This window comes from Lewinella sp. 4G2, from assembly GCF_001625015.1.
GTDB lineage: Bacteria > Bacteroidota > Bacteroidia > Chitinophagales > Saprospiraceae > Neolewinella.
In genome coordinates this window covers 2667794-2691948 of the sequence record NZ_LVWJ02000014.1, presented here as the reverse complement: position 1 = coordinate 2691948, position 24155 = coordinate 2667794, and the positions used below count along the sequence as shown (strand labels likewise).

The 24155-nt window shown below is 55.6% G+C and carries 21 protein-coding genes; 10 read left to right on the top strand and 11 right to left on the bottom strand.

The features are described from left to right. Nucleotides 1–81: 81 nt before the first annotated feature. Complete coding sequence (locus tag A3850_RS11260) at nt 82–528, bottom strand: PA2169 family four-helix-bundle protein (protein ID WP_068219702.1); 447 nt, start codon at nt 526–528, stop codon at nt 82–84. A 251-nt stretch (nt 529–779) separates the two neighbouring features. Between A3850_RS11260 and A3850_RS11255 the strand changes: the two genes are divergently transcribed. Then, nucleotides 780–1931 carry a Gfo/Idh/MocA family protein gene (locus A3850_RS11255; RefSeq protein WP_076639943.1) on the top strand — a complete coding sequence of 384 codons (1152 nt, stop codon included), beginning with the start codon at nt 780–782 and terminating at the stop codon, nt 1929–1931. Between the two features lie 100 nt (nt 1932–2031). Then, a complete protein-coding gene (locus A3850_RS11250) occupies nt 2032–2796 on the top strand; it encodes a ThuA domain-containing protein (protein ID WP_068216561.1) in 765 nt (254 codons plus the stop codon). A gap of 147 nt (nt 2797–2943) precedes the next feature. Here A3850_RS11250 and A3850_RS11245 read toward each other — a convergent pair whose 3' ends face one another. The 6 genes from A3850_RS11245 to A3850_RS11220 form a co-directional block, all read right to left on the bottom strand. After that, nucleotides 2944–3318 (bottom strand): ankyrin repeat domain-containing protein, encoded by a 375-nt coding sequence (locus A3850_RS11245; protein WP_068216560.1) that lies wholly within the window; start codon nt 3316–3318, stop codon nt 2944–2946. A gap of 38 nt (nt 3319–3356) precedes the next feature. Then, nucleotides 3357–4184, bottom strand: coding sequence for an SH3 domain-containing protein (locus A3850_RS11240; RefSeq protein WP_068216558.1), 828 nt, complete (start codon nt 4182–4184; stop codon nt 3357–3359). 44 nt (nt 4185–4228) lie between these two features. Beyond that, nucleotides 4229–5101, bottom strand: coding sequence for an SDR family NAD(P)-dependent oxidoreductase (locus A3850_RS11235; protein WP_068216556.1), 873 nt, complete (start codon nt 5099–5101; stop codon nt 4229–4231). A gap of 51 nt (nt 5102–5152) precedes the next feature. Then, nucleotides 5153–5338, bottom strand: a complete 186-nt coding sequence (gene xseB, locus A3850_RS11230) for an exodeoxyribonuclease VII small subunit (RefSeq protein ID WP_068216554.1) — start codon at nt 5336–5338, stop codon at nt 5153–5155. A 36-nt stretch (nt 5339–5374) separates the two neighbouring features. Continuing rightward, entirely contained in the window at nt 5375–6391 is a 1017-nt protein-coding gene (trpS, locus tag A3850_RS11225) for a tryptophan--tRNA ligase (RefSeq protein ID WP_068216552.1), read from the bottom strand. 73 nt (nt 6392–6464) lie between these two features. After that, entirely contained in the window at nt 6465–6902 is a 438-nt protein-coding gene (locus A3850_RS11220; protein ID WP_068216550.1) for a hypothetical protein, read from the bottom strand. Between the two features lie 421 nt (nt 6903–7323). Here A3850_RS11220 and A3850_RS11215 point away from each other — a divergent pair, with 421 nt between their 5' ends. From A3850_RS11215 to A3850_RS11200, 4 genes are all read left to right on the top strand, one after another. Further along, a complete protein-coding gene (locus tag A3850_RS11215; protein WP_068216548.1) occupies nt 7324–9294 on the top strand; it encodes a peptidylprolyl isomerase in 1971 nt (656 codons plus the stop codon). Continuing rightward, nucleotides 9294–10151, top strand: coding sequence for a peptidylprolyl isomerase (locus tag A3850_RS11210; protein WP_068216546.1), 858 nt, complete (start codon nt 9294–9296; stop codon nt 10149–10151). The genes A3850_RS11215 and A3850_RS11210 overlap by 1 nt, the downstream gene beginning before the upstream one ends. A gap of 113 nt (nt 10152–10264) precedes the next feature. Continuing rightward, nucleotides 10265–11647 (top strand): peptidylprolyl isomerase, encoded by a 1383-nt coding sequence (locus A3850_RS11205; RefSeq protein ID WP_068216544.1) that lies wholly within the window; start codon nt 10265–10267, stop codon nt 11645–11647. A 78-nt stretch (nt 11648–11725) separates the two neighbouring features. Beyond that, nucleotides 11726–13411 (top strand): M1 family metallopeptidase, encoded by a 1686-nt coding sequence (locus A3850_RS11200; RefSeq protein ID WP_068216541.1) that lies wholly within the window; start codon nt 11726–11728, stop codon nt 13409–13411. A gap of 92 nt (nt 13412–13503) precedes the next feature. Here A3850_RS11200 and A3850_RS11195 read toward each other — a convergent pair whose 3' ends face one another. Together A3850_RS11195 and A3850_RS11190 are read right to left on the bottom strand one after the other, a co-directional pair. Beyond that, nucleotides 13504–14070 carry a Maf family nucleotide pyrophosphatase gene (locus tag A3850_RS11195; RefSeq protein ID WP_068216539.1) on the bottom strand — a complete coding sequence of 189 codons (567 nt, stop codon included), beginning with the start codon at nt 14068–14070 and terminating at the stop codon, nt 13504–13506. A 116-nt stretch (nt 14071–14186) separates the two neighbouring features. Then, on the bottom strand, nt 14187–14969 hold the full coding sequence (locus tag A3850_RS11190; RefSeq protein WP_068216537.1) for a hypothetical protein: 783 nt from the start codon (nt 14967–14969) through the stop codon (nt 14187–14189). A gap of 572 nt (nt 14970–15541) precedes the next feature. Between A3850_RS11190 and A3850_RS11185 the strand changes: the two genes are divergently transcribed. Then, nucleotides 15542–16201: a phosphatidylserine decarboxylase family protein gene (locus tag A3850_RS11185; protein WP_157501069.1), complete on the top strand. Its 660-nt coding sequence runs from the start codon at nt 15542–15544 to the stop codon at nt 16199–16201. Nucleotides 16202–16273: 72 nt separating this feature from the next. Continuing rightward, nucleotides 16274–16636, top strand: coding sequence for a 2TM domain-containing protein (locus tag A3850_RS11180; RefSeq protein WP_068216534.1), 363 nt, complete (start codon nt 16274–16276; stop codon nt 16634–16636). Nucleotides 16637–16683: 47 nt separating this feature from the next. Here A3850_RS11180 and A3850_RS11175 read toward each other — a convergent pair whose 3' ends face one another. Then, nucleotides 16684–17844: a C40 family peptidase gene (locus A3850_RS11175; protein WP_082921762.1), complete on the bottom strand. Its 1161-nt coding sequence runs from the start codon at nt 17842–17844 to the stop codon at nt 16684–16686. 400 nt (nt 17845–18244) lie between these two features. Here A3850_RS11175 and A3850_RS11170 point away from each other — a divergent pair, with 400 nt between their 5' ends. After that, nucleotides 18245–19012, top strand: coding sequence for an RNA-binding protein (locus tag A3850_RS11170; protein WP_076639942.1), 768 nt, complete (start codon nt 18245–18247; stop codon nt 19010–19012). 345 nt (nt 19013–19357) lie between these two features. After that, nucleotides 19358–22453: an alpha-amylase family glycosyl hydrolase gene (locus A3850_RS11165; RefSeq protein ID WP_068216530.1), complete on the top strand. Its 3096-nt coding sequence runs from the start codon at nt 19358–19360 to the stop codon at nt 22451–22453. Between the two features lie 145 nt (nt 22454–22598). On the opposite strand, the gene A3850_RS11160 is transcribed toward A3850_RS11165, so the two are convergent. Next, the gene (locus tag A3850_RS11160) at nt 22599–23909 is read right to left on the bottom strand and encodes a dihydrolipoamide acetyltransferase family protein (protein ID WP_068216528.1); all 1311 of its coding nucleotides are present in this window, start codon (nt 23907–23909) and stop codon (nt 22599–22601) included. Nucleotides 23910–24155 lie beyond the last annotated feature (246 nt).

Here is a 24155-nt window from a genome sequence, read left to right as displayed (position 1 = left end):
CAAGTTATCCGGTGGCTCCATAAACTAAGAAAGCCATTCACTGGGGGGTGAATGGCTTTCCGTATCGTGGGATAATTGGCCTTAGGCTACGGACTCGAGCTTTCGCATGTCAGCGAGCACGCTTTCAATTTTCGAGAGCTGCGTGCTTACCGTAGTACGTGCCGTTACCGGGAAATCGGCGTCTGCGAGTACTTCACGGTAAGTATCCACGGCGCTCTCTTCGCCACGGATAATTTCGTTGAGGATCGATTCTTCATCCTGGCTGGATACGGCTGTTTTCAGGTCCATCCACACGCGGTGGAGGCTGGCGGCGACACTGCCACCTTTATCGACTTCACCGCCGAGCGACTTGATGAAAGGCTTGATATCGTGACCGAAATCATAACGCTGCTGGGATAGATTCAGGAAGCGCGTCTTAAGTGCGGTATTGCTTACTTCTTCGGCGGCTTCCTTGTAGCCGTTTTCTCCGTCGTAGAGGGTGGTGATCAGTTTGTTAAGGAGACTTACTTGGTTACTTTGGTTACTCATTTTATCTTGAAATTTAAATAATTCGGAATAGGCTGCAAACGAGTGCAACCGGCAGGTTTTAATCATTCAACCTGTACTAATAGAGCGTAAAAGGTTAAGTAGATGTTCGTTATGCAGCGAGATTCGTTGTGCTGCTCGCGCCGTTGTGTTGGCCGGTGTTTGATTCTGCCACCTCACATCCTGACACTTAAAATGGGCGATACTGACCAAGTATTCGTATCATAGCGGACTTAAAGTTCAACCCAAATTATATGTCTCGTAAGATAAGAATGGGCATGGTCGGAGGCGGCCGCGGTGCCTTTATCGGTGGTGTCCATCGCATTGCTGCAGCCATTGACCAGCAGATCGAATTAGTCTGTGGCGCCTTCAGCTCCAATCCCGAAAAGAGCCGGCTTTCCGGCGAAGATTTTTTCCTCCCAGCCGACCGTGTGTACGGCAGCTACGAGGAAATGATCACGAAAGAAAAAGAACTTCCTGAAGGCGAACGGATGGATTTCGTTTCCATCGTCACCCCCAACCACGTCCACTTCGGCCCCGCCAAGATGGCCCTTGAGAACGGCTTCCACGTGGTTTGCGACAAGCCCGTCACCTTCAACGTGGAGGAGGCCCAGATCCTGAAGAAATTGGTGGAAGAGACCGGCCTCATCTTTGCCCTCACCCACAACTACACGGGCTACCCAATGGTAAAACAGGCCCGGGTGATGGTAGAGAACGGTGATATCGGCAAGGTCCGTAAGGTCGTCGTTGAATACCCCCAGGGTTGGCTCGCCACGAAGGTGGAGGACACCGACCAAAAACAAGCCTCCTGGCGCGTGGACCCCGCCAAATCTGGCATGGGCGGCGCCATGGGAGACATCGGTACCCACGCCGAAAACCTGGCCGAATACATCACCGGCCTCAAGATCACCGAGGTCTGCGCCGAACTCACTTCCTTCGTGGAAGGTCGGCGTTTGGACGACGACGCCAACATCCTCCTCCGCTTGGAAGGTGGCGCAAAGGGCGTTCTCCACTGCTCCCAGATTGCTGTCGGTGAAGAAAATGGCCTCAACATCCGCATCTGGGGAGAGACCGGCGGGTTGGAATGGCACCAGCAGGAGCCCAATACCCTCCAGGTAAAATCACTGGAAGGGCCCACCGTTCACTACCGAACCGGTGTGGGCTCCCTCTCCGACGCCGCCACGGCCGCCCAACGCGTACCCGCCGGCCACCCGGAAGGCTACCTGGAAGCCTTCGCCAATATCTACAAGAACTTCGCCACCTGCGTCCGCGCCCGCCTCGAAGGCACCGAGCCCGACGAACTGAGCAAAGACTTCCCATCCATCGAGGATGGCCTCCGTGGAATGATCTTCGTCGAAAAGGTCGTCGAAAACTCCCGCGGTAACGAGAAGTGGACGAAGCTCTAAAGCACTTCTATGGCGGAGCATCCGGCCTGGCGTCGGGTGCTCCGCTTTATTTTACGGGCAATGAAAGCCCGCCTCCTATCCTACCCCACAAAAATCGATCATGCGTTTTCTTACCCTTCCCTTCCTCACTTGCCTGAGCGTAATGCTCCTGTCCGGCTCCCTGAGCGCCCAACAGTTTAAGGCCCTCCTCGTCGTACAGACCAACGGTTGGCAACACGAGTCCACCTTCAACGCCGTCCCGGCCCTCGAAAAATTGGCGACTCGTCACGACTTCCAGCTCACCCTGAAGCAAAAGGCGATGCCGATCACCGAGGACCAACTCTCCGGCTTCGACGTGCTCATCATGGTCAATACGACCGGCGACGTGTTCGAGGATTCCGAGCAAGCGGCCATCGAAAAATTCATTCAGTCCGGCAAGGGTTGGGTGGGCGTTCACGCCGCGGCAGATACGGAGTACGACTGGAAATGGTACACCGATATGGTGGGCCACATGTTTTACATCCACCCCCACGTACAAACGGCCATGCTCGACGTGCACGACAACGACTTCCCCGGCCTTTCCGGCTGGCCCGAACGCAAAATGTGGACGGATGAATACTACGAATACCTCGACGGCAGCAAGAAGCCAGGCTTCAACTACCTGCTCACGGTGGATGAATCGACCTACGACATCAACGCCAATTGGGGCCCCGGCAAAGTAGCCAAGGGCCACGGCGACTTCCACCCCATCAGCTGGTACCGCGAATACGACGGCGGCCGCAGCTGGTATACCAACCTCGGCCACGTCCCCGCGGTATTTGAGGACACCGACTTCCTGGAGCACCTCTACGGCGGCATCTTCTGGGCGGCGAAGGGGATGAAGTAGACCCTTACTTTAAGCCTCAATAAGCTACCGTCCTAATCAAGCATTGTAGCCGCAACGCGCAGTGTACAAACGTAATAGCCCGTGATCAATCCTAGTCTTAGATTAGGGCAGATCGCGGGCTATTTTTTTTAGTAAACGTTTCTACGCTCAACTCAGCAAATCCGCCAGAGCATGGTGACCGCCCATCGCCGCAAACGCAGCCGCCGTTTGCCCGGCCTGATTAGTAGCCGTTTTATCCGCTCCATTTTCCAGCAAAAACCGGACGAGCTCTTCGTTCCCTTTGAAGGCTACACCCATGAGCGCGGTGCCCGTCCCAAGGTTGGCGTTGACGTCCGCCCCGCCATCTATCAGTGCTTTGGTGGTGGGTAAATCCCCCGCATAACTCGCCAGGACAATCGGGAGAAAACCTCGTTCATCCGGTTGGTCGGCGAGGCTGGGGGTCTGCTGCAAAATGGTGGCAACGAGCCGTGCATCACGGTTTTTCACCGCGGTCAGCAGTTGGTAATTGGAGTAATCAGACATGCCAGCAATTACGGTTGGCCGCCGTAAAAGGTTGAACCTTAAATCTCAAAGTCTTCCTTTCCGACTTCGCTGAGGGGCTGGCTTTTCCATTCCCCACGGGCCATCAGCGGGTAGCCTTTCAGTTGCTGGTACGCCGTCGATACCGACTGCGTCCGGCGGTGTTGGGTGGGTTCGGCGCCCATGTAATCCACCACCACTTCTTCAATTTCGCGGATGTCATTATTGTAGCTGAAGTAGCGGGTTTTCAGGGTGTCACCCCGGGAATTCTGCAGAAGGTAGTCAAAATTGTACCCGTACTCGCTCCCGCTCTCGGTTCCCGTGGTAGTGATGCTAAGTCGTTGCCCGTCACCGACGTAGGTAGTCGTGGTATAATCGAAGTCACCCGCCGAGGTCGACGTGGGGCCGGTCTTTTTCCAGCCGCTCAGGTCAAATTCTCCGAAGTAGGGGAAGTTGAATTTAGTGTCCGTCAGCGGCCGGTTGCCCTTTACCTCGCGGTTTCCTTTAAGGCCGCCGCCGTGGGCCCAGCCCTGTTTGCCGTCCTCGGTTGTCAGTTCGTACCAGGGTTCGCTGTAAAGTACGCCGCGGAGGACGGCATTTTCGTTTTCGTCACTTTTCTGTCCGGTCAGTTTTACTACTTCGCCGTTCTTCATTTTGGCGACGCGCTTGGCCGTCAGTGAGGGGGATTCGCGCAGGCTGAGTCCGTCTACCCAAACGATCCTTCCTTTGGATGCGGGCGCCGCCGCGGGTGCCGAGTCCGTAGGTTGAACCGGGGCCGGATCGACCGTAGCCACCTCTTCATTCCCACCGCAGGCGGAAAGCAGGAGGACAAAACCGAAGAGAAATAAGAATGGGGAAAGGGATTTCATGGCGATCAGTTTAGTCAGGGAACACTAACGTTGGAACTCGGAGGCTAATTTGCTGGAGGCACCGAAAAGAAGTCAATCCCCAGCATTTCCTCCGTCACCTGCCAGAGGATGCGCGCCTCATCCCGGCTGTAAGAACTGCTGTAGGATTTCTTTGGCGAACAATCGTCCCAGTAAAGGCCGGACTGCTCCTGTACGCCCGGTTCGGTGGCGAGGTAGATACTGGTGGCCGCCCCTTCCTCCGGCGTCTTGTGGCCACTCATTTGCCGGCGGACGCGCCAGGCGAGGCGGTGGAGCCAAGTATTTCCCTTCAAACCAATATCCGTCTGCACCAGTCCGGGCTGGACGTTGAAGATGGCCGGGTAAGTCGGGTCGGGCCGCCGCCGTTCGTATTCGTAGCAGAACAGCACGTTGGCCAACTTACTCTGGGCGTAGGACCGCAGACCGTGGTAATTCCCCGTCAGGTTCAGGTCGTCGAAGGCCATTCCCTTCACCTGCTTGTGGCTATCCGACCCTACACAAATGATGCGGGGTTCGGCGGAGGCTAAAAGCAGGGGCATCAGTTTATGGCTGAGGTAAACGTGGGCGAGGTGGTTCACGGCAAAGGTGACTTCGTGCCCTTCCTTATTGAGCTCAAAAGCGGAGTTCCAGACTCCGGCATTATTGATGAGGACATCCAGGCGGGGGTACTCGGCTATGACTTCCCGGGCCATCCGGTCGATGTCCGCCAGTACCGCCAGGTCACCGTAGACGCTTCCCAACTTGGCGGTGGGTTGCTCCTCTAGCAGTCGTTGGCAGGCGGCGTTCACTTTCGCCACCGTCCGACCGTGAAGGATCACGGTGTAGCCCCGCCCCGCCAGGTTGGCAGCAGTCGCAAAACCAATTCCGGCGGTGGCACCGGTGACGAGGACGATCTTCATGTGTTATACGTTCTGGGACGTAGATAGATTGGCAAAAGCTGTCAGCCTTAACTACTCTTCGGCGGTACGCTGGAGGTCGGAGAGTTGTTCCTCGACTCCGCGTAGTTTTCCGCGGCAGGCGGCAAGGAGGGATTCCGCCCGGGCAATGCGCGCGTGGAGTTGGTCAATGTCGGAGGGCACCTCTTGCAGTTGAGCCAGTATCTGCTCGAGTTCGGTGACGGCTTCCTGGTAGGTCATTTGTACTGGGTTTTCGGGAGCTTAGGATTGGCCTTCCTACATACGGACGTTCATCAAACCACAAATGTCCTTCACTTCCTTGAGCGTGGCCTGGGCCCGCTTGCGGATCTCAAACGAGGATTGCTTGATCTGGTTCTTGACGGCTTTGCGGTCCTTCTTCAGTTCCTCCAGGTTTTCGCGGATCTCGCTGGAAATCGCTACCAGTCCGTTGGCAACCTCGTGCTTGAGGTCGGCGTACTTCAGGCTACCCGCTTCGTAGTCGAGCAGGAGGGAAGCGTGGGCATCCGCCCGGCCACTGGCTTCGAGGAGGCTGAACAGGTTGGCTACCCCTACGGACATCGCACCCGCGTCAGCGCCCGTACCACTATCCGTGACGGCGGAACCGATCTGCTTGCGAATGCGCTTCTCGTCGGCAAACACGTCGATGTTGTGCTTGTCGCCAAGGCTGGCGCTCATTTTGCGGTTGGGGTCCGCGGTGCTCATGACCTTTTTGACCTTGGTGTAGAGCCCCTCGGGGATGGGGAAGAATTCCTTGCCAGCAAAATTATTGAAGCGTTGGGCGATGTTACGGCTCAGCTCCAGGTGCTGCTCCTGGTCCTTTCCAACCGGCACGATCCCCGCCTTGTAAATAAGAATATCCGCAGCTTGCAATACGGGATAAGTGAATAGCCCGCCGGAAATAAATCCCTGGTCGCCTAGCTCCTCGTTCCGCGAGCTCTTGTCCTTGAACTGGGTCATGCGGGTGAGTTGCCCGTAACTCGTGAAGCAGTTCAGGATCCAGTTCAGTTCGGTGTGCTCGGGCACGAGGCTCTGAATAAATATGTTCTCCGGCTTGATGCCGCAGGCCATCAGGTTGAAACAAAGATTCCAGCTCTCCTCGGCCAATTTCTTACCGGTAAAGGGCATCGTCATGGCGTGGTAGTTCACGACCATGTAGAGGCAATCGTAGTCTTCCTGCAGGCGCTTCCAATTCTCAACGGCTCCAAAATAGCGACCAAAATGAAGCTTGCCCGTGGGCTGGATACCGGAAAGAATCGTGTTGTTTTTACTCATGGCGCGAAGGTACGGATAGTATTGTAGTAGCGTAGTCGGGTAGTCGGGTAGTGCGTACTACCCGACTACCCGACTAAATCTTATCCCACTTCATCCGCAGCGTTCCATCCACTTCCGAGACGTTCAGGTTGAAATTGTTGTTGTTCAGCCGCGCGATGGTGCCGGACCAGCGGAAGGCGAGCACGCCGCTGTCGAGGAAGAAATCGATATCGATCCAGAATTCCAGGTCATCGTCCAGATCGCGGGCCGCGTCGATGAACCAGGGGCCGGAGAAATAGCGGCCGCTGTTGGTCACGTATTCGACGGTGCCATCGGGGTAAAAGGTCATCTCGTCGCCAATGAATTCGTCCGTGATGTTGTCGTTAAAAAGGGCGCCGTCCTCATCGAATACAGCTTTGTCGATAATCCAGGTACCGACGAGTCGCTCTTCGCGGTTGGCGACCTGGTCCTGAATGGAACATCCCGTAAGCAGTAAAATGAGGGGCAGGAGAAATAGGGGTAATCGTTGCATGGCTAGGTATTTAAGTCTCCCTAATTTCCGTCCTTTACCGCGGGCCACCCAGCATTAGCCGCCGTTTAAAATCAGTTTAACCTCCCCCACGTGGCCTTTTTGAGATCCTTAAGAAATCTTGGCAATCTTCCTTACGTGCGAGACTTTTTACGGGGCGCTGCCGCGGGTGCCAGGGAAAGGACAGTGTGCAGCACGGAGGATACATCTAGCCCCATGGATCGCGCCAAATAAAAGATGGAACGCTAGGACGACGATACCCCATCAATAGATGGCCCATCTCCCACTCTACCGTGGGGTAACAGCCAAACCAGTGCTGCCCGAAAACAATATCAAGCCCCCCGAAAGTGTTAGTTTTGCGCATAATTGACTATCGCCCGGCTACGCTGCCGGACTAGCCCCCTGAATGAACTTTTCGCTCCGTATGAAGCCCCTTACTCAATTACTTTTCACCCTGCTCGTCGCAGCGGTGGCCACTCCCCTATTTGCCCAAGCCGACACTGACATTCTCTTTACCGTTGACGGAAAGGAAGTTACGGCCGGCGAGTTCAAGTACATCTACGCTAAGAGCAACCAAGAAGAGGCTGATTTCAGCAAGGCCAGCGTCATGGAATACCTGGACCTCTACGAGCGCTTCAAGCTCAAGGTGGCCCGCGCCCACGACATGGGCCTTGATACGGTCGCTGACCTCCAACGCGAGCTCGAAGGCTACCGCCGCCAACTGGCCGACAACTACATCGTGGACCGTCAGGTAACCGACAAGCTCGTTGAGGAGCTCTACGAGCACCAAAAGAAGGACGTGGAATTCTCCCACATCTTCTTCGCCTTCAAAGGAAATCCTACCCCGGAGGATACTCTGGCCCTGTACCGGAAAGTGGCGGACCTGAAACCTTCCGTCACCGCCGGCAACTTTGGCGTCATGGCCAAGGAATACAGCGACGATAAGTACAGTAAAGACAAGGGCGGCCGCATCGGTTTCGTAAGCGCTCCCCTCCCCCGGGGGCTCTACGCACTGGAGCGGGCCCTATACGGTGCGAAGACCGGTCAGGTAATAGGCCCAGTTCAAACTCAGGGTGGCTACCACCTGGCCATCAAACACTCCGAGCGTAAGGCCTACGGGGAAATGGAAGTTGGCCACATCCTCGTCCGCAAACAGGAAGGAGCAACGAACACTGGTGTTCCGGCGAAGATCACCGAAGCCCAGGCTAAACTGAAAGCCGGCGAGGATTTTGGCAAGGTGGCCAAGGACTACTCCGAAGACAGCCAGAGCAAGGACAACGCCGGCTACCTCGGGTACTTCGGCATCAACTTTTACGACCCTGCTTTCGAAGCCGCCGCCTTCTCCCTGAGCCGTGACGGACAGGTAAGCGACGTCGTGGAAACCAAGGCCGGCTACCACCTCATTCGCCGGATCAGCCGGAAGCCACAACTCAGCCTCGATGAGGTGCGCCCCACGCTGGAAGCCAAGGTCAAAGCTGACCCACGTTTCACCCAGGCCAAACGCACATTACTGAAACGTACCCGCGCCGAAGCTAAATTGGAGGAAGACGCCGCCGCCTTCCGGGCATTCACGACTTCGCTTGACCCTGTCAAATTTGCCAGCGCCCGTTGGCAGCCGGAGGAGGTGACGAACAACGCCGTACTCTACAAGATGCAGGGTGGCCAAACGGCAACCGTAGCGGACTTCCAGCAGTACCTGCTCCGCAACAACCGCCAACGCATCAGCCTGGCACGGAATCAGGGAGCTACGCCGACCACCGTAGCGACAAAACTGTACAACGACTGGATCGACGAAGAACTCGTCCGCTACGCCGAAAGCCGACTGGAATTGGATTACCCGGAGTTTGCTGCCCTCATGCGGGAGTACCGGGAAGGCATACTGCTCTTCGAAGCTACCAAAATGGAAGTTTGGGACAAGGCTAGTGAAGACACCGTCGGCCTGCTGGCCTTCTACGAAGCGAACCGTGGTGACTACAACTGGAAGCCGCGCGCGGAAGTCACTCGCTATACGGTCGACACCAAATCAGGGGTGGACGTCAACGAAGTAATGACGATGGCCAAGAACAGTGCACCGGCCAAGGTGCAGTACCGCTTCGGTAAGGACAAGGTGACCACTGAAACGGACCGGTACGAATACGACCGCCTCGACCAAATGGAAAACCTCAAGCCGGAGGTCGGCAGCGTGAGCGTCATGAAGAACGACCTGCGCGAAGGCGTAGCCACTTTCTATAAGGTAGAAAAGCTTCTGCCGACTGCTCCAAAGAAATTGGACGAAGCCCGTGGCTACGTGATCGCCGATTACCAGGACGAACTCGAGCGCCGCTGGGTGGCCGAGTTGCGGGACGCCTACCCGGTGAAGATCAATAAGAAAGTGCTGAACAAGATCATCCGCTAATGGGCCGGTCTTTAGCGCTTGGTTGGGTCCTGATTACCACCCTTTGCCTGGCATCCTGCGGCAGCGCCGACGAAACGAATGACGACCGCCTGCTGGCGCGCGTACACCAAAAGGAGCTACGCTTATCGGATTTGGACGGGATGTTCCCCGCCGGAGCCACCCGCGAGGATAGTATGGTGATCGTGCAATCGTTTACCTCCCGCTGGACGAAGACCGCTTCGCTGGAATGGGAAGCCGAACGCAACCTGCCGCCGGATCTAAACATCGACCGTCTGGTGCGCGACTACCGGGCCAGCCTCGTGAGCAGCCACTACGAGGAGTTCCTGATCGAGAGTCGGATTGACAGCAACGTGTCCTACGGGGAATTGAACGACTACTACGAGGCCAATAAGCAACGCTACCTATTGGAACGACCGATTGTGCGCTGTTTGCTGCTGCGCGTACCCTACCCCATTCAGGAGGAAGAGGAACTCCAGGCGCTGTGGAACAACGGGAAAATCACCGATACGCTAGCGCTCAAGAACTACTCAGAACGCTTCGCAGAGGTTTCTTTACTTGATCAGGATGCGTGGTACAGTTTGGATGAGATCGCCGCCCAACTTCCCCCGGGGGAGCTCACGGCGAGCAACATCAACAACAAGCAGGAATTCTCTCTGCAGGAGGGCGGTTTCCGCTTTTACTTCCGTCTCCTCGAGGTGAAGCCCCGGCTAGAGGTTGCTCCCCTCAGCTACGTAGAGGATCAGGCCAGAGCGATGATCCTGCAAAACCGTAAACTGGACGTACTGGAAGCCGCCCGCGAGGATATCTACCAGCGTGAATTGCGCAAGAAAAACATTGAAACCTTTCCCCTCAAGTAAGGTGTGGACGGGTAACTGACCAACCGTACCGCCATCGGTAGTGTCTACCCTGTAGGCCCGCTCCCGAATACTTTCGTGCGGGCTACCTTTGCGCCCGATTAGAACCCGCCTTTATGAAAGCTATTTCTCTCGTTCTCTCCCTCCTGCTGGCAACCTTAATGAGCGCTGGTCTGACGGCACAGTCTACGGTGATCGATCAGGTCATTGCGCGCGTCGGGGGTGAATACGTACTTCTTTCTGACGTCGAAGAGCAGTTTGCGTTGGCCGCCAGCCAGTCGAACAACGATTTGCCCGCCGAGGCGCGGTGCAATATCCTGGATCAGATATTGGTCGGCAAGCTCCTGTACAACCAGAGCAAATTGGACAGTATCGAAGTATCCGACTCTGAGGTGGAGAACCAATTGAATGCACGTATCGACCGTATCCTTTCCTACATGGGTGGTGACATCAATCAGTTTGAGGACTACTACGGGCAGTCCATCACGGCGACGAAGGAACAATTCCGGGAAGACTTACGAGAACAGCTAGCCGTTGAGCGCATCCGTGGTTCCGTAGTGCGGGAGGTAACCGTGACGCCGTCGGAAGTGAAGAAGTTCTTCGCCGAGATCCCGCAGGATAGTCTGCCCTACTTCAACGCGGAAGTGGAAGTTGGCGAGATTGCCATCAAGCCGGAAGCCAACGAGGAAACGCGAGCGGCGACCGTCGCTAAACTGGAAGAGATTGCCAAAGACATCAATACTGGTGCCACCACTTTTGAAGATGCCGCCAAGCGCTACAGCCAGGACGGTTCCGCCCAGGGCGGTGGCGATTTGGGTTGGACGAAGCGTGGCAAGTTCGTTCCCGAATTTGAAGCGGCTGCTTACAACCTGAACCCCGGCGAAATGAGCGGGGTTGTGGAGTCCGAATTTGGCTACCACCTTATTAAGCTAAAGGAACGGCGCGGTAATACCATCCGCGTAAGCCACATCCTGATCCGACCAGAAGTGAAGGATAGCGACGTGGAAGCAGCCCGCTCCCGCCTCGATAGCATCGCCGAACTCATTCGGGTAGATACGATCAACTTCAGTTACGGTGTAAAACGCTTCGGGTTCGACAAAGTACAGAGCTACAACAACGATGGCCGGATGACCAACAACAAGAGTGGCAACACCTTCTTCGAAATTGGTGACCTCGACCCGGATGTATACTTTGCCATTGACGACATGAAGATTGGTGACGTGAGCGACGTACTCGAATTCAGAAGCCCGACCGGCGACAAGCTGCTACGCATCGTTCAACTACAGAGCCAAACCTCTCCCCACCGGGCGACGCTGAAGCAGGATTATTCCAAGATTCAGCAGGCGACCATCCAGGCCAAACAACAATCCTACTTGAGTGACTGGATCGAAGAACGCATTAATTCTACCTTCGTGAGTATTGACGAACGGTACGAGGCGTGCCCGGCCGTTCAGAACTGGCTGAATGATAGCCGCCAAGCGAAGAGCATTCGCCCGTAAATTTTGCCGTAACCCTCTCCCGATCGAGCGGTAGCCAGCCCGCGGCCCTTCGCTCAGTAACCGCTACAACTGATTGATATGCCCGGCTTCCTAAACTTGCGATTCTACGTTACTGGTCTCTTGCTTTTCCTGGCCGTGACCCTGAGTGGTCAAGATCACCAGGATTATTTCAACCACCACCACTTTAGTTTGGCGGATACCCTACGCGGTGCCCTGCGCCCCGAGCGGACGAGCTTCGACGTCACCTACTACGAACTACACCTGGAGGTAAACACCAATGAACGCTCGATCGAAGGACGGGTAGAGATGGATTACCTCGTACTGGAACCCACCAGCCGGATTCAACTGGATCTCTACCGCAACATGCAGGTGGACAGCATCATGCAGGGCGGTAGGATGTTAGCCTACGACCGGGTGGAGGACGCGATCTTCGTTGATCTCCCTAACCGCCAACAAAGCGATGGCGTCCTCCGTAGAATGACCATTTATTACGGTGGCCGACCTACGGAAGCAAAGAACGCCCCCTGGGATGGTGGCTTCGTCTGGAAGCTCGATAAAAAGGACCGCACCTGGATCGGCGTCGCCTGCGAAGGGGCCGGAGCGAGCCTCTGGTGGCCTAATAAAGATCACTTGAGTGATGAACCGGATTCGATGCTCGTCAGCGTTACGGTTCCCAAGCGTTTGTACGTGGCCAGCAACGGGAACCTGCGGGAAGAGGTGGAGTTGGACAACCGTTACCAGAAGCGGTACGATTGGTTCGTCTCCTACCCCATCAACAATTACAACATCAGCCTGAACATCGGCTCCTACGTACACTTCTCGGACACCTACAAAAGCTTCGATGGTGAGGAGTTGGCACTGGATTACTACGTGCTGGATTACAACGAAGAGATTGCCCGCGAGCAATTCAAGCAGGTTGATAAGATGCTGGCTGCCTACGAACACTACTTCGGGAAGTATCCCTTCTGGGAAGATGGCTACGCCCTCATCGAGACCCCATACCTCGGAATGGAGCACCAGAGCGGCATCGCCTACGGAAACCGGTACATGCGGGGCTACCTCGGCGGGCTCATCCCCCGGGATATGGACTGGGACTATATCATCATCCACGAAACCGGCCACGAGTACTTCGGTAATTCCATCAGCGTAGCGGACCACGCGGAGATGTGGATCCACGAAAGCTTCACCACCTACATGGAGGCCCTTTATGTGGAGTACCGTTACGGAGAAGCCGACGCCCGCCGCTACCTGATGACGCAACGCCCGTTCATTAAAAACGAAGGGCCGATGCTGGGACCACTCGGCGTCAACTTTCAGGATTTCGCTGGATCAGACCACTACTACAAAGGTGCCTGGATGCTCCATACACTGCGGGGGGTGATCAACGATGATGCGCTCTTCTTCGGGATGCTCCGTAGCTTCTATCAGGATAATATCCGGAGTATCGTCAGTACCGAACAGGTAGTGGACTACTTCTCTCAGTACACCAAGCGAGATCTGAGACCATTTTTCAATCAGTATCTCCGCCATCCTAACGTTCCCGTCGTGGAGGTGCGGCAAAATGGAAATACGGCTGAGTACCGTTTGGTGGCCGATGATGCGGCCCTGACGATGCCCGTCCAACTTATTTCCGGGAACCGTTCCCTTCGCGTGGAGGCGACCCCAGACTGGCAGAAACTGCCTGGCAAGAACAAGGTGAAGGAGCTGCGCATCGACGACGAACGCTTTCTGGTCGACCTTGAGCTTTATTCGGAGGAGGACTAAACTCCTGTTTCCCTAAGAAGGTACCGGCCGTTGAGCGGACAAACGAACCGTCCGGATGAGATAGGCTGGCTGATTCGATCCCCTTCTTTACTCTATCTGTCCCAGTTGATCCAGCGTTCGTAGACAAGGTCTACCGGTAGGCCCATGATGTTGGGGTAGGTCCCCTCAATGCGGTGAATCTTGGCCAGGCCCACCCACTCCTGGATGGCGTAGGAACCAGCTTTGTCGTAAGGTTCGTAGACGTCGACATATTTCTCGATTTCGCGATCGGTCATTTCATTGAGGTAGACTTCGGATACGCCACTGAATACTTCGTGGCGGGTGCCATCCATCAGGCAGCAGCCGGTCACAACGGTGTGTTGTTGGCCCGAGAGTTGGTGGAGGGTAGCGATGGCGTCGGCGCGGTCCTTAGGTTTGCCGTAGATCTTTCCGTTGAGGATAACGACGCTATCGGCGGTGAGCAGAAGTTCGTCCTCGTTTTGGAGCAGGTGCTTAGCGCCGTCAGCCTTTAGCTTGGCGAGGTAGGGGGCTACTTCCAGCACGTCTAACGTGTCGGGATAGATCTCTTCGGTGTCGGCCGTACGGATGGTGAAAGGGATGCCCGCCTTCGTAAGCAATTCGGAGCGGCGGGGAGATTTGGAAGCGAGAATGAGTTTCATGGACGGGGGGTGATAGCAAGCAAAACTGATTGCTAAAGTCCTGAACCGTCGACGAGGTTGTCTTTACCCGCTGATTTACGTTGATGTGCCACGCCGCTACGCTGCCTATTTGATGCTTAAGCCCGCTGCATTTTACTGATGATCTGCGCATCCACGGCGGGGGCGAAAAGTAGGTCACCGCGGCGGTCGTCTACTACTTCAAGGTGGAGCTCCTGGGCGAAGCTTTTGGCCAGTTCGCCCATTTGCTGTGCGTAGGGCATGCTATTACCCTTGGCGGCGTAGTGATCGACGATACCGATTCGGATGGTTTCCAGTGGGTCCAGCCTCAACAGCAGATCGCGGAGTTGTTGGCCCGTGGTGGTTTTGATCTTCTTTGCACTCAATTTATCTCGTAGGCTGGCCATGGTGGTCTTTACGACTTGTTCGCAGCGGAAGTGTTGCCAGTAATCCTGCGAACCCCGGCGGGAAGCAAAATGGGCGGCGTGGCGCTTTTCGGCTGCCTGTTGGCAGCTGATGCGGGCCATGGCTTTGGTTTCCTCCAGTAGGGCGAGGGTTTCCGTAGTACTAAGCGTAACCTGGTCTGGGTAGACCGTTTGCTCTTTACTCAACTTGTTGGCAAGGGCTTGCTTCACCTTGCTACGCGTACTTAAGGCGATGAGCTTACCCAATTCTACCTGGAGGTAGTACTCCTGAAAAAGCTGACCCTTCGTTTTCTGGGAGCGGGCGTAGTCCTTCAGCCCTTCGGGTCGACGGATCCCGTCAGTGAATTCGTAGACGTCCTTCAGCCATTGCTTTACATTGGCCTGATAATGGCTATCGTTCAGACCGAGAGCCCGGTGAAGTTGGGTGGCTCGAATAACTCTGGTGCCCCGCTTGCTCGTTAAGATTTCTAACTCCATGTTTGATTACCGCTGTTGACACAACAAATCTAACACTTTCAAACACGTAAATCAAGTTTCAAACAAAATATATTTCATTATTTCGCTAATGAACGCGGATAACAAAACATTTTACAGCGGATTATAGTCTTTTGTCATCTTAATAGTGTCACTTTCAGAAAAGGCGTGTGCTTGATCATGATACGTAAGTTCAGATTCGCAGATCATCTCTCTTACGGGTTTATCCTTCTATTCTCTGGTTCTCCCTTGCTCCTTTACTCCTGCGAAACAAGCGTTACCATGTAGGTAGGGGTAAATTGGGCCCACCGATATCCTGAAGACCTCCACCGACTCCAGTTCTCCGCTGCAATCGCCGGAGGCACCAGCGTTCTTCTTAACCCCCAGGTTTTGCGCCGCAGGCCCCACCTCCCCCGCACCCGCGGCAGCGCCAAAAACAGACTACCTAATGAATTTTCACTCTTGGACTTGGACCATAACCAGACATATAATGCGCCAGACGAAATCTAGCTCCCCTACCTAGAACGTTCGCCTGCTTCTCGCGTTATATTTGCGCTTCCTAACCAGCAAACATTTTGAAACTACCTTTCCGCATCCACAAAGAGGGACGCCGCATGTTGACGGTGACGCTCGCGATCCTGACCGCACTGACGGCCATCGCTTTCTACTTTATCCCGCACGTAGGTTGGATTGTAGCTGGCGTACTCTTCGTTTTCTTCCTGATCATCCTGCAGTTTTTCCGGAACCCGCGGCGGCTCGTCCCCGTGGAAGATGATAATATTATTTACGCCCCGGCCGACGGCAAAGTGGTGGTAATCGAGGAAGCTGAAGAACCTGAATACTTTAAGGAACGGCGTCTACAGGTCAGCATTTTCATGTCTCCCGTGAATGTGCACGTTAACCGGAATCCCATCGGTGGCGAGGTGGTTTACAACGCCTACCACCCCGGTAAATACCTCGTGGCCTGGCACCCAAAAAGTAGTACCGAAAACGAACGGACGACCGTAGTAATTGATAACGGAACGACGCAAATTTTGCTACGGCAGATCGCCGGTGCGCTCGCCAAACGCATTAAAAATTACCTGGAAGTTGGCCAAACTGTACGGCAGGGAGAAGACTTTGGTTTCATCAAATTCGGTAGCCGAGTGGATATCTTTCTGCCACTGGGAACGCAGTTGGAAGTTGATCTCAACCAGAAGGTGAAGGGCAACAAGACGGTCATTGCCCGGTTGTAACCCAATTTTTTGGCTGGCGGCAAGAACAGTTTCCCCTTAAATTGCATCTAGCTACCAGAACACCTGCAGCCTATGTCCCGCCGCGACCACCGCAAGAAGTTTGAAGACAAGACCTTACCAGAAAAGAAGCTGGAATTCCGCCGCCATCTGAGGACCTACCTCGTGATGGTCTTCATGTTTTTTGTGATCAGCACCTTTCTTACCGGCGGCGGATGGTGGATCTGGCCCGCACTGGGCTGGGGCATTGGCGTCGCCATGCAGGGCCTGAGCATCTACGGGCCACTAGCGGACCCGGAAGATTCCCACCCCCGCGAAGAAGATCATTTGGAGCCCCTACCCGACCTCAGAGATAATTACGACGATCGGAAATTTGGGCGCCCGCAACGGAACCCTGAACCACTTGGTCGGGGCTACAGCGAAGAGGATCTGGTTTAGCGGAATCTCCCACGAAGACACGTGCATCCTTTCGGGCCAAACCTGCCCTACCCTTCGTTTAACAAATTTTCAAAAGCCTTGCGTAGGGGAACGACACCGGGCGACCCTGGCGTCAACCTCCTGGCGCGCAGCAGAGAATTAAGCCGGTGCCTACTAAAATTGGGTGCGCCTTCAATCAGGCTGTTTTCCTGGATTTGCCCGTTGTCCGCGCCGGCGTGGAGAAACCGTCCGTCGCCCAGGTAGAAACCGACGTGGGTAATGCGTTCGCTGCCGTCCTCGCGTAGTTTCCCGAAGAAGAGCAGATCGCCGCGTTGTAGCTCGTCGTCGTCTTCCGTCACGGCGATTCCCGCGTGTACCTGTTGGCTGGCGTCGCGCGGTATGACGTAGCCATTCAATTGGTAGGTGAGTTTGGTGAATCCGCTGCAGTCCAAGCCGCTCTCGCTCGTCCCTCCCCAGAGGTAGGGCTGGCCGTTGAAGGTGGTGGCGGTTTTGAGGAGGTCTTCGACGTTTGGCATTTCCGCCGAAGGAAGACTTCTTCCGGCTACTCGTTCGGCGGTTAACGTAGCCTTCTGACCATTCATATCCACAAAATACTGCTGCTGTTGAATGCGGTTGAGATTGGGCAGCACGGCGCCCGGGCGAATTACCGCCAGCGTGTTTCCTTCGGCGTCTACGGCGGCGCTTGACTTTCCGGTATAGATCAGGTCTAGCGTATTAAGGTAGTCCTTGAATTTCGGTTTGGTCATTCGCCGGAAGGCCCCCTCTTCCAGCCACGCGAGGTAGCGATCGGGGGTGCGGACGAGGTACCAATCATCCTGTTTATCCAGCACTTGTAGTGGCGTACCGTACAGTGCCTGGGTAGCCAGTTCCTGGCTGTGGCCTGGCTGGCTGCGGAGGTTGGCGGTGGCTACTCGGACCACGCCAAAAGTTGTGTCGGCTAGTTCTTCAGCTGGCAGCGTCCTTACGGCGTAGTGATAGCCATTTTCGGCCGCAACTTCTCGCAAGTTAGCGGCCGCATCGCGCCTGGTCGTATACCCGGTGAGCGTATCGTTCTCAAGAGAAATGGCGACTCGATCCGTGCGTTTATCCGGGGCAAATTCTTGTTGCAGTTGGAGGATAGCCGGTGGCAGGGTGGCTGGTTCAGTATTCACATATTCTGCGCAGGCAGTGGCAACTACCATTAGTAGCAAGTACAGGAGATTTCGCATAGTCGCCAAGGTAGTCAGCACAGCAATAGATTTGGGCGCTGCCGCAGGTGCCAGCGGAGGATCGGTTGGGATAAATCCACCGCCTTAGGACGGAAAAGCAGCGATTGGTTGCTATCCGAAATTGGTGGATAAAGCGTTAAGGAATCACTAAGACATAAGAGAAAAACGTGAGAATCCGAAACAATCCGGCGATTTCAGCAGGATTAGTCTATTTTCGCCGTTGTATTTCAAACTTGTTGGTTCAATTTTGTTATCACATTAATAGTATTTGCGGAGTTTAGAAGGTTTTCGTCTTGAGATTGAATTTTTCATCTTTTGGTTTCCGACTGTAGTCGCTTTGTTGACTTTTCCGCTTTGTACAATCATCATCCTTTTTTCTTATCCCTTTTCATTTTTAGTTATGAATTTATTTGTCGCCCGGCTGAGCTGGGATACTGATGAAGACACCCTGCAAAACACGTTCAGCGCGTACGGTGAGGTAGAATCAGTAAAAATCATCCTCGATCGGGAAACCGGACGTTCACGCGGTTTCGGCTTCGTAGAAATGCCCAACGACGAGGAAGCAAAAGCGGCCATTGAAGCCCTTGACCAATCTGACCTCGACGGTCGGACAATTGTTGTAAAAGAAAACGATCGCCAAGGCGGTGGTGGCGGCGGCGGTGGCCGTGGCGGCTACGGTGGTGGCGGCGGCGGCTACGGCGGCGGTGGTGGCGGTGGCTACCGCGGCGGCGGTGGCGGCGGCGGTTACCGTGGCGGCGGCGGCGGTGGCGGCTACGATCGCGGTGGACGCGGCGGTGGCGGCTACGGCGGCGGTGGTGGCGGTGGCTACGATCGCGGCGGACGCGGCGGCGGCGGTTACGACCGTGGCGGCTCCGGTGGCGGCGGTGGCTACGATCGCGGCGGACGCGGCGGCGGCGGCGGTTACGACCGTGGCGGCTCCGGTGGTGGCGGACGTTACGACCGCGGCGGCGGCGGTGGCGGCGGCAGCCGTTACGATCGCGGCGGACGCGGCGGTTTTGATGACAACGAAGGCGGCAGCCGTTACGACCGTGGCAACCGCTACGACCGTTCCAGCGGAGACGACTTCGAGCGTGGTGGCAGCAGCTACGACAACAACTACGGCCCCAGCCGTCGTCCACGCATCAGCCGTAACAACGACAACTTTTAAGATAGCCGGCCTTTGCGCCAGCTCATCTTGAATCAGGGAAAGCGCCCCGGCCTCTGGCCGTGGGCGCTTTCTCTTTTCGTAGGTTGCGTAATCGTACTACGCCAAGCCCGGACGGCGTACTGCTATCATTTATTGTTCGAACTTTGAATGATGCTGCATTATACCATACTGCGCTAATACCTGGATGGGAACATAATACGTCAGTAGGCTTTCTAAGTGTCGAAAATCGCCCTGCCTACTTATGGACAGCCATTGGCCTACCTTATATTTACCATTCATGCTCACTCAATGACTGCCGGACTGAAAATCGTTGAGTGGCGATCCACCTAATTACAATAACCCATCATGCAAAAACTCTTACTTCTCTTCTGTTTCCTGTGCACCCTTCCCCTTGGGGCACAAATTGTTACGACTGACCCGGCAGCGCCGACGGACGACCAATCCGTCACCATCACCTTCGATGCAACTCAGGGTACCGGTGGCCTGGCCGACTGCAACTGTGACGTCTACGTTCATACCGGGGTCATCACCGATGCGGGGGAAGGTTGGCGTTACGTGGCCACCGAGTGGGGAGTCGCTAATCCAGATTGGCGGATGACGCCCGTCGCCGGTGAGCCCAATAAGTATACCTACACCTACTCTCCGACCATCCGGGAGTATTACGGCGTCCCGTCTAGTGAAGCCATCGAGCAGATCTCCCTCGTCTTCCGCAACGCGGACGGTAGCATGGAGGGGAAGGCCTCCGGCAATCAGGACATCTTTGTCGACGTCAGTCAGGGAGGTAATGTCCTCGGTATCACGGCTACGGGTGACCCTGAGCAGCAGTTGTGGGCCCTTGGCAAACCGCTCCCCGTACAGCTAGGTTCCACCGTGGCGGCAACCCTCGAAGTCTTTGATAACGGGATGCTGGTCCAGACTACGACGGGAACTTCCCTCAGTACCGACGTCATCCTCACTTCCGCTGGAGACCATACCATTCGCTTTGTGGCTACGACTTCAGACGGGCAGGTTCAGGAGGATGAATTCACCGTTACGGCGCGTTTGGAAACGATGTTTACCGAACCGTCTTCTGCTCTCGTAAGTGCGCAAGGTGGAGACATCGTTAACCTTAAGGGCACCTCCTTCATTGAAGCGCGCCACCAGGTTTTCATCGACGGCACCTCCAGCTCCCTGGGTATCTCTACGGAACCAAGCTTTGACATCAACGCTATGATCCCCGCTGGCCTGGACGTTTACACTTTCCGTTTGGAGACGACCTATCAAGGCGATACCGCTACCGATTACGTCACCTTCGTACTGGGTGACCAAACCGTGGCGGACCCACCCGCTGGCCTCCAGCCCGGTCTTACCACAATGGATGACGGTAGCATCATGATCCTGCTGCGCGCTCCTGGCAAGAACGATGTATTCATCCAGCACAACTTCAACAATTTTGCCCCGACGGCAACGACGCGGATGACCAAGTCCATTGACGGTGGCACGTTCTGGGTGGAATTAGACGATCTTCCCGAGGAAGGTGACCTGTTGTACCAATTCCTGATTGACGGCGATATCCTTCAACCGGACCCCTTCAGTAAATTGATTCTGGACCCATTCAATGATCCCTTCATCAGTGAGGAGACCTTTGCCGGTATCCCTCCCTACCCCACGGCGGCGACGTCCGGGATCCTTACCTGGCACCGGCGGCAGCGCCCTGATTACGAGTGGCAGAGCAGCGCCGACTATGAGCGCCCCGATCCGGACCGCATGGTGGTCTACGAGATCCTTATCCGCGATTTCCTGGAAGACCACAGCTATACCAGCCTCACGGATACGCTGGACTACCTTGAGCGCCTGGGTATCAACGTCATCGAACTGATGCCCATCAATGAATTTGAAGGCAACCTGAGTTGGGGCTACAACCCAAGTTTCCACGGTGCGCTGGATAAGTACTACGGTAGCCCTGAAGACCTTAAAGCTTTCGTGGATGCCTGCCACCAACGCGGCATTGCGGTGGTCGCCGACATCGTGTACAACCACGCCTTCGGCCAAAACCCCTTCGAGCGGATGTGGTGGGACCCGAGCATGAACCGCCCCGCCGCGGACAACCCTTACTTCAACGTGACGCCAAAGGACCCGCTCTCGTTCGGTAGTGACTTCAACCACGAAAGCCCGCTAACGAAGGAATACGTAAAAGTGACCACTGAGTACTGGCTGCGGGAATTTCGTCTGGACGGATTCCGGTGGGATCTATCCAAAGGGTTCACTCAGCGCGAAACAACCAGCTTCGACGCGTGGGCAGCCTACGACCCCGGCCGCATCGCTATCCTTAAAGATTACGCCGACCACGTTTGGGACGTCGACCCGCAGGCTATCATGATCATGGAGCACTTCGCCGCTCAGCGCGAAGAGGAAGAACTCGGCCAGTACGGCAACAGCATGTACTTCTGGGCCGGCGCCGGCACCCACAACAATTACCTGGAAGGCTCAATGGGCTATAATGAAGGCGGGAAAAGTGACCTCGGTTCCGTCCTGGCCCGTAACCGCGGTTTTAGCGGCCTCAACCTGGTGGGCTACATGGAGTCTCACGACGAAGAACGGATGCAGACCAAGAACGAGCGCTTCGGCAACCGGATGGGCGACTATGACGTACGCGAGCTGGCTACCGGCCTCGACCGCATCGAACTAGCGAGTACCTTCTTCTACACCCTCCCCGGCCCGAAGATGCTGTGGCAATTCGGCGAACTGGGCTACGACTTTGGCCTCAGGGAATGCCCCAATGGCCAGGACAGCGAAGACTGTAAACTCGACAACAAACCCATCCTATGGGAGTACCGCGAAGAGCCCGACCGCCAGGACGTTTACAATTGGATTGCTGACCTCAATTACCTGCGGAACAATTTCGACTTCTTCCACGGGGAAATCGTGACCAGCAACTTCCGCGGCGACGTGAAGAGCGCCAATCTAAGGGGTAACGACGGCGAGGTGGTCCTCCTAGGTAACTTTGGCGTAACCGAGGTTACGGTGAATAATGTGTTCCCCAGTGCCGGCGATTGGTACGACTACGGTAAGGATGCATTTGTAGCGGCCAGCGGCCCCTCCACCAGCATTACCCTGGCTCCCGGTGAGTACCACCTTTTCCTCGATCGGGAGATTACCCCCGGAGGTCAGGAACTGGAAACCTCGGTGAATGATCAATCGATCGCCCGCCTTAAGCTGGAGGTCAGCCCGAACCCAACGGCCGGTGAAATGGCCATATCCTTCAGCCTGGCACAACCGAGCCACCTTACCGTGGAGTTGGTTGACCTGAACGGGCGGACGATTCAGCAACTGTTCTCCGGCCGCTCTGCTGCGGGAGAACGTTCCCTCCGGCTAATGGCAAATGATGTCCCCTCCGGTATGTACTTCCTCCGGGTGACGGATGGCGTAGGCGCCGCCGTGCGAAAGGTGATCATTCAGTAAGGATACGAAGTGGGCCGTCAGCGTGCTATGTCTGGCGGGTTTCCGCTTCATTCCGTACGGGCACAAAAAATCCCCTGACCAGATCATTGGTCAGGGGATTTTTGATTGGACTTACTCCCGTCCATCAATCAAGCTGAGGGTAGACTCAGACCATCAAGCGGATGGGGTTTTCGAGGCTGGCCTTTACGTCGTTCAGAAAGGCGGCGGCGGAGGCACCGTCCACCACGCGGTGGTCACAGCTGAGGGTCACTTTCATGACTTTACCGGGGACGACCTGTCCGTCGCGGACCACGGCTTTGTCCTGGATACCACCAACGGCCATGATGGCGGCGTTCGGTGGGTTGAGGATAGCGGTAAACTCTTCAATGCCGAACATACCCAGGTTAGAGATAGAGAAGGTGGAGCCAGTCATCTGGTCGTTGCCCAGCTTTCGGGCTTTCGCGAGACCGACGAGTTCCTTCACCTCTACATTCACCTGGCTAAGGGACTTCATATTGGCGTAGCGCACAACTGGCATCATGAGGCCATCGGGAATGGCGACGGCGACGGAGATGTGGACATCCTTATTTTCCCGAATGGCATCTTCCCGCCAGCTGGAGTTGATGACGGGGTGCTTAAGTAGATTAGTAGCACACGCCTTCACGACGAGGTCGTTGAAGCTAATTTTCACCGGTGCTACTTCGTTGATCTTTTTGCGGAACTCCCAGGCTTTGTCCATCGCAATCTCTACGGTTACGTAGAAGTGGGGCGCGGTGAATTTGCTGTTCGTGACCAAACGAGAAACGGCCTTCCGCATCTGGCTGACGGGCGTATCCACGAAGTTGTCGCCTCCAGCGTTAAATGCAAAGGAAGGAACGTTAGCCGCCGGTGTAGGCGCCGCAGCAGCGGGTGCGGCGGAACCGGTTGGGGCTGCCTGCACGGGTGCCGGAGCCGGTGCTGGAGCGGGCTTGGAGGAAGTGGCTTCCTCAACGTCACGCTTTACGATACGACCATTCTCTCCGCTTCCGGAGATGGTGGACAGGTCGATACCAGCGTCCTTCGCCATGGCTTTAGCAAGCGGGCTGGCCTTGACGCGGTCGTCGCTTCCGCCGGAAGCGGAGCCACTCGTGGCGGCGGGTGCGGATGTCTCCGCCTTCTCTTCCTTCGCTTCTTCTTTCTTTTCGGAGCCTCCCGACCCACCGGCATCGCCGGCGCTTTCGATGGCGGCTTTCCAGTCTTCTCCCTCCTCACCGATCACGGCGATGATTCCGTCGATGGGAACGGCACCTTCCTTCACGGCGATGTGGAGAAGTACACCTTCAAAGTAAGAATCCAATTCCATGGTGGCTTTGTCGGTTTCGACTTCGGCCAGGGTCTGTCCGGGTTCTACGGCCTCGCCTTCTTCTACGAGCCAGTCGACAATGTTGCCTTCTTCCATCGTGTCGCTCATGCGGGGCATGCGGATAATTTCTGCCATGTGTTTGGTACTTTTCGGCCCGGAGGTGGGCGGGGTTTTGCTTCGTGGTTTCGGGGGGCAAATTTGCCCTTTATTTAGGTAATAAACAAACTTGCCGCCCGTGGTTCCCGGATAAGGCAGAAATGTGGAATGATTGGCGTAAATACCCGTCCACACGCACTAAAATCCGGCAGATTAAAGCAGCATTTAATTTGAGAATACCCTTGAATTTACTCGACTTTTTTAGTCTTGAGTTGTTTACTTTTC